The following is a 13,486-nucleotide window of genomic DNA, read 5'->3' on the forward strand; positions in this document are numbered from 1 at the left end:
GGGGGGGGGGGGGGGGGGGGGGGGGGGGGGGGGGGGGGGGGGGGGGGGGGGGGGGGGGTTGGTGGGGGGGGGGGGGGGGGGGGGGGGGGGGGGGGGGGGGCGGGCCCCCCCCCCCCCCCCGCCGGCCGCGTCACTGCTGGTGCAGTCCGCAGTCCGCAGTCCGCAGTCCGCAGTCCGCGGTCCGACAGGGCAGGCCCACGGCCGCGGTCTGCGGCGCCGAGTACGTCACCCGGGGCACGGCCGCGTAGTCGACGGGCGCGGACGGCGCGCCCCGCCGCTCAGCCCCCGCCCCCCTCCTCCGTCCCCACCCGCTCCAGCAGCGCCACCGGCACCCCCGCGAAAAGGTCCTCCACGCGCGCGTGCCCCGTGAACTCGCGCCCGGGCGTCAGGGCGTCGGCCCACCGGCCCGGCGGCAGGGGCAGCGTCGTGCCGTGCCAGCCTCCTGCCTCGGCCAGCCGCAGTGACAGCCGGGTCACGGCCGTCACGACGTCCCCGGAGCGGACGAACGCCACGCAGTGCGCCGCCGCGTGACCCTCGGCGGGCAGCGGCTCGTACGTCGCCGCGTCGCCGAACGCGCCGGGTCGCCGCGCCCGCAGCGCGAGCGCCGCCCGGGTCACCGCGCCCTTCTCACCGCCCTCGCCGCCCTCGCCGCCCTCTCCGAACCGCACGGGACGGCGGTTGTCCGGGTCCACCAGGGCCAGGTACTCGCCCTCCGTGCCCTGGTAGAGATCCGGCACCCCCGGCATCGTCAGGTGCGTCAGGGCCGTACCGAGGACGTTGGCCCGGACGTGCGGCTCCAGGGCGTCGCGGAAGGCGACCACCCGCTCGCCCGGCGCGCCGCACGGCCCCGCCGCCACGAACCGGGCCACCGCCTCCTCGTACGGCGGCTCCTGCTCCGTCCAGCTGGTGTACATCCCCGCCTCGCGCACATGCTTCAGCAGCGCCTCCCGCACGCGCTCGCCCGCCGCCGGCCCCAGCCCGAACACCGTCTGCCAGGCCGCCCACGCCAGCTGCGCGTCCGGTACGCCCTCGCCGGTGCGGGTGACCTCCGTGAGGACGTCCGCCCACCGCTCGGGGCACTCCGTGAGCACCGCCAGCGCGGCGCGCACGTCGGCGCTGCGCTTGGTGTCGTGCGTCGAGACCACCGTGCCGGTCGCGGGCCAGTCGCGCTGCACGCGCGCGCAGTACGCGTGGAACTCCTCCGGCGACAGGGCCGGACTCCCCGGGTTCCCGCCCACCTCGGTCGCCGAAAGCAGCGGCACGTAGCGGTAGAACGCCGTGTCCTCCACCGACTTGGCGCGCAGCGCCGACGCCGTCTGCGCGAACCGCGTACGGAACTCCACGTGCTCCGGCCCGTCCCCGAACCGCCCCAGCACCAGGCCCCGCACGACGTCCACCGCGCCGGCCTCCTCCGGCACCGCGAAGGCGAGCCGCGCCTCGTCCGCCGCCTCCTCGGTGACGACCGCCGCCGCGTCCACCGACGCGTACGGCCGGTACACCTCCAGCCGGACCAGCAGCTCCCGCAGCGCCGTGCGCAGCGCCCACGGCGCCCGGTCGCGCAGCGCGGCGTCCGGGGAGGCGACGCACAGGCGATGGGCCACCCGGGTCAGCCGGTCCATCTCGGTGGCCAGCTCGTGCGTGAGCACCTTGTACGCCGCCCGCCGCACCGTCGCCGCCCAGTCGCCGCCCCGGTCCGTCTGCGGGGCGGCGAACCTGCGGTACTGGCCGAGGAGTTCCCCGTACCCGGCCGGGTCGGTGAAGAGCCCGTCGATGTGCCGCAGCGCGTCGTAGCCGGTCGTGCCCGCGACGGGCCAGGCGGCGGGCAGCCGCTCGCCGTCCGCGAGGATCTTCTCCACGACCGTCCACCGGCCGCCGCTCGCCTCGTGCAGCCGCCCGAGGTAGGTGTCGGGGTCGGCGAGGCCGTCGGGGTGGTCGACGCGCAGGCCGTCGATCACGCCCTCGTGCAGCAGCCGCAGAACCGTGGCGTGCGTGGCCTCGAACACCTCCGGGTCCTCCACGCGTACGCCGATGAGCTCGGAGATGCTGAAGAAGCGCCGGTAGTTCAGGTCGGTGCGGGCGAGCCGCCACCACACGGGGCGGTACCACTGCGCGTCCAGCAGCTGCGGCAGCGGCAGGTCACCGGTGCCGTCCCGCAGGGGGAACGCGTGGTCGTGGTAGCGCAGTACGTCGCCGTCGACCCGTAGCTCGTCCAGCACCTCGCCGACCGGGGCGCCGAGCACCGGCATCAGCACCTGGCCGCCCTGGGCCTCCCAGTCGATGTCGAACCACCGCGCGTACGGCGACTTCGGCCCCTCCCGCAGCACCTCCCACAGGGCGCGGTTGTGCCGGGGCGACATCGCCATGTGGTTCGGCACGATGTCCACCACCAGGCCGAGACCGTGCTTCCGCGCGGTGCGCGCCAGTGCCCGCAGTCCGTCCTCGCCGCCCAGTTCCTCGCGCACGCGCGCGTGGTCCACGACGTCGTAGCCGTGCAGCGAGCCCGGCACCGCCTCCAGGACCGGGGACAGATGCAGGTGCGTGACGCCGAGCGAGGCCAGGTACGGTACGGCCGCCGCCGCGGCCGAGAAGGGGAACTCGGGCTGCAACTGCAGCCGATACGTGGCCAGAGGGGTCATGGGGGCCGTGGGGGCCGTGGGGGCCGTGGAGATCGCTGGCACCGCCGGGTCGGGTCGCTCAGGTGTCATGGAAACCTACGTACCCGCCTCGCCGCCTTTCGTGTCATCGGCCCCTCCACGGGCGTACGCGCGCGTGGCTGGCTTCGAGCGATGGGGAGCAGTGGGGACACCGGACGGGGAGGCGCGCTGGAGACGTACCGAGAGGTGATCGACCTGACCGGGCCGCTGCTGCCGGTGGTGTCCTTCCTGGGACGGCTGCCGACGGCCACGATCCAGTTCGGCAGTGTCCTGCTGGTCGCCCGCACGAGCGGCTCGCCGGCCGTCGCGGGGCTGACCGGCGGAGCGCTCGCCCTCGGTCAGGTCGCCTGCGGCCCGCTGGTCGGCCGGCTCGCGGACCGGCGCGGCCGGCGCACCGTCGTCCTGGTCGGCCCGGCCCTGGTCGGCCTGGCGGCGATCCTCGCCCACCCGGCGTACGCCCTGACCGGCGCCGCCGTACTCGTCGCGGTGTGCGGCACCGCCTTCGCCCTGCATCCGACGGCCCGCGCGGCGGCGACCTCGGCCGTCGGGGCGACGGGCACGCCGGGCGGCTTCCGCGGCCGCCCCCGCGTGCCCCGCGCGGTGCACGCCCTGCGGGCCTCGCTCGCCCTCCGGAGGGCGATGTTCAGGGCCTGCCAGGCGGGGCTCACCGCGCTCACCGAGCGGCTCGGGCAGCCGGAGCAGGCGGGGCTCGTCTACGCCGCGAGGGGAGTGATGAGCGCGATCGCGGGTCTCGCCATGGCCGTCTTGCCCGCCCGGGTGGGACTGCGGGCGCGCCGGTGGGCGGCCACCGCGACGGCGTGCGCCCTGTCGTTGCTCCTGCTGTGGACGGACGGCCTGACCGGCCTGTACGTGGTGGTCACCGTCCTGGGCATCGCCCGCGCCCCTCACCTGATCACCGTGTTCGCGCTCACGAGCGGACGGTGCCGCGGGCCCGGCTCGCCGAGGCCATGGCCTTCGCGACCAGCGCGATCGTCGGCGGTCAGGCCCTCGCGGTCGCCGTCACCGGCCGCCTCGCCGAGTCCCACGGCCCGGTCGCGGCGTCCGCGGCGGCGCGTGTGACCGCAGCGCTCGCCTGCGTGATCGCCCTGGCGGCGCGCCCGGCGCCGGGCAGCGGAGCGGTCCTCCACGCGCGTGTGGAGGACCGCTCCGGCAACACGGTGCCCTAATGGCCCGACCGGCGGATGAAGCCGCAGGACGGGCCTCCTAGACCGGCCGCTGCAGCACCGTCATGCTCCGGTCCACCAGCGTCAGCCGGTCCCCGGCCTGCACCTTCGGGCCGGTGTCCGAGGGGGCCCCCTCCGTGCGGGCGGTGTCCACGATCACCTCCCACTGGCGGCCGTGGTCGACCGGTACCACGAAGTCCAGCGTTTTGGGCGAGGCGTTGAACATCAGCAGGAACGAGTCGTCGGAGATGCGTTCCCCGCGCGCGCCGGGCTCGGAGATCGCGTTGCCGTTCAGGAACACCGTGAGGGCCGACGCCCGCGCCGAGTTCCAGTCCCGCTGGGTCATCTCCGCACCCTCGGGGGTGAACCAGGCGATGTCCGACAGTTCGTCGTGGGTGCCCTCCACGGGACGTCCGTGGAAGAAGCGCCGCCTGCGGAAGACCGGGTGGTCCTTGCGCAGCCACACCATCGCGCGGGTGAACTCCAGCAGCCCGGTGGCGGTGACGTCGCCGTCGCCGTCGCCGTCCGGCCACGCCACCCACGACAGCTCGTTGTCCTGGCAGTAGGCGTTGTTGTTGCCCCGCTGGGTGCGGGCGAACTCGTCGCCGTGGCTGATCATCGGCACGCCCTGCGAGAGCAGCAGGGTGGCGATGAAGTTCCGCATCTGCCGCGCCCGCAGCTCCAGTACCGCCGGGTCGTCGGTCTCGCCCTCGGCCCCGCAGTTCCAGGACCGGTTGTGGCTCTCGCCGTCCCGGTTGTCCTCGCCGTTGGCGTGGTTGCGCTTGTCGTTGTACGCCACCATGTCGTGCAGGGTGAAACCGTCGTGGCAGGTGACGAAGTTGATCGAGGCCAGCGGGCGGCGGCCGTCGTCCTGATAGAGGTCGGACGATCCGGTCAGCCGGGACGCGAACTCCGCCAGCGTGCGCTGCTCACCGCGCCACAGGTCCCGCACCGTGTCCCGGTACTTGCCGTTCCACTCGGTCCACAGCGGCGGGAAGTTGCCCACCTGGTAGCCGCCCTCGCCCACGTCCCACGGCTCGGCGATCAGCTTCACCTGCGAGACCACGGGGTCCTGCTGCACCAGGTCGAAGAACGACGACAGCCGGTCCACCTCGTGGAACTGCCGGGCCAGGGTGGCGGCGAGGTCGAAGCGGAATCCGTCGACGTGCATCTCGGTGACCCAGTACCGCAGTGAGTCCATGATCATTTGAAGGACGTGCGGGGAGCGCATGAGCAGGGAGTTCCCGGTGCCCGTGGTGTCCATGTAGTAGCGGGGGTCGTCGGTCAGCCGGTAGTACGAGGGATTGTCGAGGCCCTTGAAGGACAGCGTCGGGCCCAGGTGGTTGCCCTCGGCGGTGTGGTTGTAGACCACGTCGAGGATGACCTCGATGCCCGCCTCGTGCAGCGCCTTCACCGCCGACTTGAACTCCAGCACCTGCTGGCCGCGGTCGCCCCACGACGCGTACGCGTTGTGCGGGGCGAAGAAGCCGATCGTGTTGTAGCCCCAGTAGTTGTTCAGGCCCATGTCCACCAGGCGGTGGTCGTTGACGAACTGATGGACCGGCATCAGCTCCAGCGCGGTCACCCCCAGCCCGGTGAGGTGCTCGATGAGCGCCGGGTGCGCGAGGGCCGCGTAGGTGCCGCGCAGTTCCTCGGGGAGGCCCGGGTGCCGCATGGTCAGGCCCTTCACGTGGGCCTCGTAGAGCACCGTGTGGTGGTACTCCGTCCGGGGGCGCCGGTCGTCGCCCCAGTCGAAGTAGGGGTTGACCACGACCGACGACATCATGTGCGGAGCCGAGTCGAGGTCGTTGCGCCGGCCGGGGTCGCCGAAGTGGTAGCCGTACACCTCCTCGCCCCACTGGATCGAGCCGCTGATCGCGCGCGCGTACGGATCGAGCAGCAGCTTGGCGCTGTTGCAGCGCAGCCCGCGCTCCGGGGCGTACGGGCCGTGCACGCGGTAGCCGTACCGCTGCCCGGGCATCACGCCCGGCACGTAGGCGTGCCGTACGAACGCGTCGCTCTCCCGCAGCTCGACCGCGGCCTCCGAACCGTCGTCGTGCAGCAGACACAGCTCTACTCGGTCGGCGGCCTCCGTGAAGACCGCGAAGTTGGTGCCGGCGCCGTCGTACGTGGCACCGAGTGGATACGCCTCTCCAGGCCAGACCTGCATGGACACGACTCTTTCAGGTGTACGGCGCCGGTGCGGACGCCTTGGCTCCGAGTCTCCGGGAAGTCTCCCCGAAAGTGAGGTGACCACCTAGCACGTACGTCCTCCTACCCACCCTTCGGCGTTCTGTGCCGCATGCGCCCCGCTGCGGGGTGCGAGGGATCCTTCCCCGTACCGGGCCGTGTCACCGCTATGAATCCGCTCACTCCCCGGTGTCGGGCCGACCGGAACGGGCTTGTGGATCACGGATGTTGGGAAAACCGGCCCGTCCATCGGGCTGCACCGCGGACCGCTCGCGGAGTACCCTTCCTTGATCGTTGGGACGGGGTCTCCCCGGGAGTGCTCCGGGGGAGCGGAAGGCGGTGCGCGGGTGGGCTCGGGAGGGCTGGAGCTGCCTCCTGGTGACGACGGTCACCAGGGGAACTCCGCGGACGTCCCGCCCGGTGCGGTGTCCCTGGCGCGGCCGATGAGCGCGGGCGCGATCGGTCCGGAACTGGACTGGGACACCGACGCCTGGCACGAGGTGCGCACCCGTGCGCAGCGGGCGGGCCGGGCCTACATCTGGCTCAACCTCGTCGAACAGCGGCTGCGCGCGGTCGTCGCCGCCGTTCTGCGGCCGGTCTACGAACCCGTCCACGGCGACGAATGGGTGGTCGCCGCGGCCGGGCCAGCCGGCCAGGAGTGGGTGCAGCGCGCCGTCGCCGTCCGCGAGGTCAGCCGCCGCAAGGGCTACCTGCTCGACCCGGCCGACGACAACGTCCTCAGCTTCCTCACGCTGCCGCAGCTGCGCGAGCTGATGGTGCAGCACTGGCCCTGCTTCGAGCCGTACGTGGACGAGCGCCGCGACGTGGAACTCGCCCTGGACGAGCTGGAGGTCACCCGCAACGTCGTCTCCCGCAACCGGGCGCTGTCCGAGGCGGTCCTGAACCAGGCGGAGCGGGCCTCGGCCCGGCTCCTCGAGGTCCTCGGCGCGGGCGGTGACGTGCCGTCCACGCGCCGGCTGCCGGTCGACGCGGTGGAGGACCTGGTCGGCGACCGGTACGCCGACGTGGTCGCCGTGCACTCGGACCGGGTGCGGCTGCTGCGCCAGTTCCCGGCGGAGGACCTCTTCGGCGGCGCGCGGCGCGTGGACGCCCTCGGTATCGGCCTCAACCTGCTGGTGCAGAACTTCTCCGGCCGCCGCCTGCTGCGGCTGGCCGAGTCCGGTGGCCGGGTGCGGCTGCTCTTCCTGAACCCGGCCTCCAGCGCCATCAAGCGCCGCGAGCGCGAACTGGGCATCAAGCGGGGCGAACTGAGCCGCGCCGTGGAGATGAACATCCTGCACATGCGCCGGGTGCGCTCCCGGCTGCGGGACCCGGGCGCGTTCGAGATCCAGGTCTTCGACGAGACGCCCCGCTTCACGGCCTACCTCGTCGACGGGGACGGTGCCGACGGCATCGCGGTCGTGCAGTCCTATCTGCGCCGGACGCGGGGGATGGAGGCGCCGGTGCTCGTCCTGCGGAACGGGCGCAACGGCGGCAAGGTCGTGAAGTCGGACCAGCTCGACGAAGGCGGACTTTTCCCCACCTATCGCGAGGAGTTCGAGCTGATGTGGGCGGATTCGCGGCCCGTGTCGTGAGCGCCGGCGCCGGGTCGGGCGGGCGTAAGCGGAATGCGATCCTCTGATTGTCAGTGGGCCATGGGAAGGTGGGGACCACTGGGGGAACGCACCAAGAAGGGGGACCGCCCATGGGCTGGCACCGGGAGCTGCTGATCGGCTTCGACCTGGAGACGACGGGCACCGATCCGCGCGAGGCGCGCATCGTCACGGGTGCCGTGATCGAGGTCATGGGCGGGGAGCCGCGAGGACGCCGGGAGTGGCTGGCCGACCCCGGCGTGGAGATCCCGGCGGACGCGGTGGCGGTGCACGGCATCACCAATGAGCGGGCGGCCACCGAGGGCCGCCCCGCCGACCAGGTCGCCGACGCCGTCGCCGGTGTGCTCGCGGCCTACTGGAAGACGGGCGTCCCGGTCGTCGCCTACAACGCGGCCTTCGACCTCACCCTGCTCTCCGCCGAACTGCGGCGCTACGGACTGCCGTCCCTGCGCGACCGCCTCGGCGGCCTGGACCCCGCCCCGGTCATCGACCCTTACACCATCGACCGGTCCGTCGACCGCTACCGCCGCGGCAAGCGCAACCTGGAAGCGGTCTGCCGGGAGTACGGCGTCCCGCTCGACGCCGCCCACGACGCCACGGCCGACGCCCTCGCCGCGGCCCAGCTGGCCTGCGCGATAGCCGGCCGCCACCCCAAGGTCGCGTCCCTCGGTCCGGCGGACCTGCACCACCGCCAGACCGAGTGGTACGCCGAGTGGGCGGCGGACTTCCAGAGCTTCCTGCGCCGCAAGGGCGACGCCACGGCCGTGGTCGACGGGACGTGGCCGCTGCGCGAACCGGCCGACGAACGGGTCTGACCGGGCACCGGACGGACGCGGGGTCAGAGGCGACGCGCGGTCAGAACGGATACCACCGCACGGTCGGATCCCCGTCCCGCAGCGACGCCACCCGGCGTTCGAACTCCGCCAGTGCCTTCGGGTTGCTCGGCGCGTGCTGGGCCACCCACGCGCAGCTGGCCGTCTCCCGGGCGCCGCGCAGCACCGCACAGCCGTCCCACTCGCGCACGTCCCAGCCGTAGGTCGCGGTGAACGCGTCGTGCGCCTCGGCGGGCAGACCGTAGCGGTCCCGGCTGAGCGCCATCACCACCAGGTCGTGCTCGCGCAGGTCGGCGGAGAAGGTCTCCAGGTCGATCAGGACCGGTCCGTCGGGACCGACGTGCACATTTCGGGGCAGCGCGTCGCCGTGGATCGGGCCGGGCGCCAGGTGGGGGGTGAGCGCGGCGGCGGCCGTCGCGAAGCCGTCGCGGCGCTCGCGCAGATACGCGGCGTCCGCCGGGTCGATCGCGTCGCCCGCGAGCCGCAGCCAGCGCTCCACGCCGCCCAGCAGTTCGCGGGGCGGCAGCTCGAAGGAGGGGGAGGGCAGTGCGTGGACCAGCCGGAGCAGCGCGGCCACGTCCCGGGGCTCGGTGGGCCGCACCGGCTCGGGCAGCCGCCGCCACACGGTCACCGGATGCCCCTCGACGAACAGCGCGGAGGGGGCGGCCGCCCGCACCGCCGGCACACCGGCCTCCTCCAGCCACACCGCGACGGCCAGTTCCCGGCGCGCCCGGTCGAGGAGTTCGGCGTCGCGGCCCACCTTGACCGCCAGGTCACCGGCGGCGAACACCGCGTTCTCGCCGAGGGCGAGCAGCCGCGCCTCCCGCGCCGGGCCGGGCAGCACCCCCGCCGCGGCCAGCACCTCCCGCGCCCGTGCCTCGTCCATCGTCGCCTGCCTCCGTGTCGGTCGTGTCCGTGGTGCCGGTCGTCCGGTCGTGCCCGTCATGTCCGCCGGGTTCCCGCCATCCGTCGGCCAGTGTCGCATTCGCACAGGTGGGAGCGTGTGCGCGGGCTCTTGACGGGGCACGGCGCCTTCACGACCATGACCAGGCCCGTTCGAGCCGTGCAAAGGGGCTGATTACGTGACATTGGTGACCGAGTCGAGAAAGCCGGCGCACCGCGCGCCCGGTACGGACCGGCCACGGCGCGGCCCCGACCACGGCGCCTGGTTCCTGGTGCTGCCCGCGTTGATCCCCATCCTGGTGCTCAGCGTGGGACCGCTGCTCTACGGCATCATGCTGGCGTTCACCGACGCCCAGTCGGGCAGGACGGAGCCCACCCGGTGGATCGGCACCCTGAACTTCCAGGACCTGATGCACGACACGCTGTTCTGGGAGTCGTTCAGGATCGGGCTGGTGTGGGCCGTCGGGGTGACGGTGCCGCAGTTCCTGCTCGCACTCGGCCTCGCCCTGCTGCTCAACCAGAAGCTCCGGTTGCGCTGGCTGGCCCGTGCACTGGCGATCATTCCGTGGGCGATGCCCGAGGTCGTCGTCGGCATCATGTGGCGGCTGGTCTACAACCCGGACGCGGGCATCCTCAACGAGACCCTGCGCGACTTCGGCCTCGGTGACGGCCGCGACTGGCTCAGCGGCCTCGCCACCGCCCTGCCCGCCGTCATCGTCGTCGGCGTCTGGGCCGGCATGCCGCAGACGACGGTCGCCCTGCTCGCCGGGCTCCAGAACACCCCGCGCGAGCTGCACGAGGCCGCCGCGGTCGACGGCGCCGGAGCATGGCGCCGCTTCCGCACGGTGACCTGGCCCGCCCTCAGACCGGTCGCGCTCGCCATCACCGCGCTCAACCTCATCTGGAACTTCAACGCCTTCGCCCTGGTCTACGTGCTGACCAACGGAGGCCCCGGCGGCCGGACCCGGCTGCCGATGCTCTTCGCCTACGAGGAGGCCTTCCGTTACGGGCAGTTCGGCTACGCGGCGGCGATGGGCTGCGTCATGGTCGCCGTGGTCTCGATCCTGCTGGCCGTCCTCCTCGTCGGCCGGCTCAGGGGAGGTGACGAGGCATGAGGACCTCGACAGGGGCCCGCGTGGGTCAGTACGCCGCGCTGCTCGCGTACCTCGTCTTCCTGGCCTTCCCGTTCCTGTGGCTGATCTCCACCGCGTTCAAACCGCCGCAGGAGCTGGCGAGCCTCCACCCCACCTGGATCCCCGGGAACCCCACCCTCGACAACTTCCGGCAGGCCTTCGACGAGCAGCCGCTGCTGCGGGCCGCCCTCAACTCCCTGCTCGCCGCGCTCGGCGCCGCCGTGATCGCCGTGCTGGTCGCGACCCCGATGGCCTACGTCATGGCCCGGCACCGCGGCCGGCTCACCAAGGCGGCCACCGGGTGGGTCGTGGTCAGCCAGGCCTTCCCCTTCGTCCTGCTGATCATCCCGCTCTTCCTGGTCCTGAAGAACCTCCAGCTGATCAACTCCGTGCCGGGACTCGTGATGGTCTACGTCGTGTGGTCGCTGCCGTTCGCGCTGTGGATGCTCGCCGGGTACGTCCGGGCCGTGCCGGCCGAGCTGGAGGAGGCGGCGGCGGTCGACGGCGCCGGACGGCTGCGCATCCTGGTCTCGGTGACCGCGCCGCTGCTCGCGCCGGGGATCGTGGCGACGGCGATGTTCGCGTTCGTCACCGCGTGGAACGAGTTCTTCTTCGCGCTGGTGCTGCTGAAGACACCGGAGAAACAGACGCTGCCGGTGATCCTCACCCATTTCATCGGCGCGGAGGGCGTCGCGGACCTCGGACCGCTCGCCGCGGCGGCCTTCCTCGCGACGCTGCCCTCGCTGGTGGTCTTCGCACTCATCCAGCGGCGGATCACGGGCGGCATGCTCGCCGGGGCGGTGAAGAGCTGATGACGACGCGTACGAGGATCGTGACCCTGCTCGTCTCCCTCACCCTGCTGCTCGCGGGCTGCGCGGGCGGTGGCGGCGGAGCGGACGACGGCCGGATCACCCTGCGCTTCCAGTCCCTGGCCTGGCAGGACGAGTCCGTGGCGGCCAACAAGGAACTGGTGCGGGAGTGGAACGCCACCCACCCGGACGTGCGCGTCGAGTACGTCCAGGGCAGCTGGGACAGCGTCCACGACCAGCTCCTCACCTCCTTCGAGGGCGGCGAGGCGCCCGACATCATCCACGACGCCTCCGACGACCTCGCGGACTTCGCCTACGGCGGCTACCTCGCCGACCTGACCGGCCTGCTGTCCGAGCGGCTGAAGTCGGACATCCCGCAGCGCAGCTGGGAGACCGTCACCTTCGGCGACGGCGTCTACGGTGTGCCGTTCCTCCAGGAACCCCGCGTGCTGATCGCCAACGCCGACCTGCTGAAGAAGCCCGGCGTCCGGATTCCCACGCCCGGACGCCCCTGGACCTGGGCGGAGTTCCGGCAGGTGACGAAGCGGCTGAGCGGCGACGGGAAGTACGGGGTGGCCTGGCCGCTGAAGGAGCCCGTGTCCGCCACGCTCAACCTGTCCCTGTCCACCGGCGGACAGCTGTTCCACCGCGACGCGGACGGGAAGGTCACCGTCCGGTTCGAGGAGGGCGACCAGGTGGTGCCCCGCACCATCCACGACCAGGTCGGTACGGACCACAGCGCCTCCTCCGCCACCCTCGGCAGCGGCGGCTCCGACACCCTGCCCGGCTTCTTCGCGGGCAAGTACGCGATGGTGCCGCTCGGGTTCTCCTACCGCCAGCAGATCGAGCAGCAGGCACCCGAGGGCTTCGACTGGCAGGTGCTGCCCGCCCCGGCCGGCACCGACGGACTCACCCAGGGCGTCAGCCCGCAGACCCTGTCGATCGCCGAGGACAGCCCGCACAAGAAGGAAGCCGCCGCGTTCCTCGACTTCCTCCTCCAGCCGGACAACATGACGCGCCTCGCCATCGGCGACTGGATGCTGCCCACCGGAACCGAGGCACTGAGGGACCCCGCCCTGCACACGGCCGAGCACGGCTGGGCCACGGGCACCGCCCTCGCCGAACACCTGCGCCTGGCGCCCGCGCAGTCCGTCCGGGGCTATCCCGAGTGGAAGGACAAGGTGGCCACCCCCGCACTCCAGGAGTACTACAGCGGAGCGATCGGCATGGAAGAGCTGCACGACCGCCTGGAGAAGGACGGAAACCTCGTCCTCGCCCGCTACCAGCGCTGACGGCGCTCGCGCCGGGCGGGCGGAAGACCCAAAACCCGTTGCGCACCCGGCGCCAGGGCCCCTGGCGTCGTCTCCGTGGCAGCTTTCGACGCGATCCACAACTCCGGTCTCGGCCGGGGCTGCACGTACTCCATCAGGATGCGTCGTGGCCCCGGAGCCCGACCGGCCCGGGGGCCCGCCGCCGCTGACACGCGCGCTGACGCGGTCACACGCGCGCTGACGCATGTCACACACGTGCTGACGCGTGTGACCCATGCGCGGCGGGGCTGAGCCTCCGCATCCTCTTCTCGCCTTCGTCTTCCGGTCAGGGCCTTCGGCCGCCCTTTCCCCCTTCACGGAAGACAAGGACCGCAGGCCATGGCCCGCCCCACCCCGCGTGCCCGCACGCTCTCGCAGAACTACCTCGCCGACCGCGCCACCGCCGAGCACGTCGCCCGGCTCGCCGTCCCCGACCGCCGGAACCCGCCCCTCGTCCTCGAAGTGGGCGCCGGCAAGGGCGCCCTCACCGAGCCGCCGGCCCGCCGCAGCCGGGAGCTGCGCGCCTACGAGACCGGCCCCCGGCTCCTCCCCGGCCCCCGGCTCCTCCCCGGCCCCCGGCTCCTCCCCGGGCTCCGTGCCCGATTGGCGGGCACGCCCCACGTCCACGTCGTCGCCGGTGGCTTCCTCGCCGCGCGGCCCCCGCGCACGCCGTTCTCCGTCGCCGGGAACGCGCCCTTCTCGCGTACCGCGGACATCGTCGACTGGTGCCTCACCGCAGCCGGTCTCGCCGACGCCACACAGCTCACCCAGCTCGAGTACGCCCGCGAACGCACCGGCGACTACGGCCGCTGGAGCCTGCTGACGGTCCGGACCTGTGGCGTGCTCGTCGGCGAGGT

The 13,486-nt window shown here is 73.1% G+C and carries 9 protein-coding genes and 1 pseudogene; 7 read left to right on the forward strand and 3 right to left on the reverse strand.

The genetic code is table 11. From position 1 onward, the window contains the following. Nucleotides 1–278: 278 nt before the first annotated feature. Nucleotides 279–2,705: a malto-oligosyltrehalose synthase gene (treY, locus tag ACIQ1J_RS14295; protein ID WP_403556999.1), complete on the reverse strand. Its 2,427-nt coding sequence runs from the start codon at nucleotides 2,703–2,705 to the stop codon at nucleotides 279–281. 81 nt (nucleotides 2,706–2,786) lie between these two features. Between treY and ACIQ1J_RS14300 the strand changes: the two genes are divergently transcribed. Then, nucleotides 2,787–3,734, forward strand: coding sequence for a hypothetical protein (locus ACIQ1J_RS14300; RefSeq protein ID WP_403557000.1), 948 nt, complete (start codon nucleotides 2,787–2,789; stop codon nucleotides 3,732–3,734). 144 nt (nucleotides 3,735–3,878) lie between these two features. Here the strand turns inward: ACIQ1J_RS14300 and glgX are convergent, their stop codons facing one another. Then, nucleotides 3,879–6,008: a glycogen debranching protein GlgX gene (gene glgX, locus ACIQ1J_RS14305; RefSeq protein ID WP_403557001.1), complete on the reverse strand. Its 2,130-nt coding sequence runs from the start codon at nucleotides 6,006–6,008 to the stop codon at nucleotides 3,879–3,881. 367 nt (nucleotides 6,009–6,375) lie between these two features. Between glgX and ACIQ1J_RS14310 the strand changes: the two genes are divergently transcribed. Both ACIQ1J_RS14310 and ACIQ1J_RS14315 read left to right on the forward strand, forming a co-directional pair. After that, the gene (locus ACIQ1J_RS14310; protein ID WP_403557002.1) at nucleotides 6,376–7,623 is read left to right on the forward strand and encodes an SAV2148 family HEPN domain-containing protein; all 1,248 of its coding nucleotides are present in this window, start codon (nucleotides 6,376–6,378) and stop codon (nucleotides 7,621–7,623) included. Between the two features lie 110 nt (nucleotides 7,624–7,733). Next, the gene (locus tag ACIQ1J_RS14315) at nucleotides 7,734–8,456 is read left to right on the forward strand and encodes a 3'-5' exonuclease (protein ID WP_403557003.1); all 723 of its coding nucleotides are present in this window, start codon (nucleotides 7,734–7,736) and stop codon (nucleotides 8,454–8,456) included. A 40-nt stretch (nucleotides 8,457–8,496) separates the two neighbouring features. Here ACIQ1J_RS14315 and ACIQ1J_RS14320 read toward each other — a convergent pair whose 3' ends face one another. Next, entirely contained in the window at nucleotides 8,497–9,360 is an 864-nt protein-coding gene (locus ACIQ1J_RS14320; protein WP_403557004.1) for a phosphotransferase enzyme family protein, read from the reverse strand. Between the two features lie 196 nt (nucleotides 9,361–9,556). Between ACIQ1J_RS14320 and ACIQ1J_RS14325 the strand changes: the two genes are divergently transcribed. The 4 genes and pseudogenes from ACIQ1J_RS14325 to ACIQ1J_RS14340 form a co-directional block, all read left to right on the forward strand. After that, nucleotides 9,557–10,492: a carbohydrate ABC transporter permease gene (locus ACIQ1J_RS14325; RefSeq protein ID WP_403557005.1), complete on the forward strand. Its 936-nt coding sequence runs from the start codon at nucleotides 9,557–9,559 to the stop codon at nucleotides 10,490–10,492. Beyond that, nucleotides 10,489–11,322: a carbohydrate ABC transporter permease gene (locus tag ACIQ1J_RS14330; protein WP_403557006.1), complete on the forward strand. Its 834-nt coding sequence runs from the start codon at nucleotides 10,489–10,491 to the stop codon at nucleotides 11,320–11,322. The genes ACIQ1J_RS14325 and ACIQ1J_RS14330 overlap by 4 nt, the downstream gene beginning before the upstream one ends. After that, nucleotides 11,322–12,611 (forward strand): ABC transporter substrate-binding protein, encoded by a 1,290-nt coding sequence (locus ACIQ1J_RS14335; protein WP_403557007.1) that lies wholly within the window; start codon nucleotides 11,322–11,324, stop codon nucleotides 12,609–12,611. Before ACIQ1J_RS14330 ends, ACIQ1J_RS14335 begins: the two co-directional genes overlap by 1 nt. A gap of 357 nt (nucleotides 12,612–12,968) precedes the next feature. Continuing rightward, nucleotides 12,969–13,463, forward strand: a pseudogene (locus ACIQ1J_RS14340) (rRNA adenine N-6-methyltransferase family protein); the annotation flags it as partial. Between the last annotated feature and the right edge of the window lie 23 nt (nucleotides 13,464–13,486).

This window comes from Streptomyces sp. NPDC097107 (genome assembly GCF_044762405.1).
In the GTDB taxonomy this organism is placed as follows: domain Bacteria; phylum Actinomycetota; class Actinomycetes; order Streptomycetales; family Streptomycetaceae; genus Streptomyces; species Streptomyces thinghirensis.

Excerpts from the sequence above, each read along its gene's own strand:
- ACIQ1J_RS14300 (WP_403557000.1), top strand. The coding sequence starts at position 2,787 with ATGGGGAGCAGTGGGGACACCGGACGGGGAGGCGCGCTGGAGACGTAC.
- ACIQ1J_RS14330 (WP_403557006.1), top strand. The coding sequence starts at position 10,489 with ATGAGGACCTCGACAGGGGCCCGCGTGGGTCAGTACGCCGCGCTGCTC.
- ACIQ1J_RS14315 (WP_403557003.1), top strand. The coding sequence starts at position 7,734 with ATGGGCTGGCACCGGGAGCTGCTGATCGGCTTCGACCTGGAGACGACG.
- ACIQ1J_RS14320 (WP_403557004.1), bottom strand. The coding sequence starts at position 9,360 with ATGGACGAGGCACGGGCGCGGGAGGTGCTGGCCGCGGCGGGGGTGCTG.
- treY (WP_403556999.1), bottom strand. The coding sequence starts at position 2,705 with ATGACACCTGAGCGACCCGACCCGGCGGTGCCAGCGATCTCCACGGCC.
- glgX (WP_403557001.1), bottom strand. The coding sequence starts at position 6,008 with ATGCAGGTCTGGCCTGGAGAGGCGTATCCACTCGGTGCCACGTACGAC.
- ACIQ1J_RS14335 (WP_403557007.1), top strand. The coding sequence starts at position 11,322 with ATGACGACGCGTACGAGGATCGTGACCCTGCTCGTCTCCCTCACCCTG.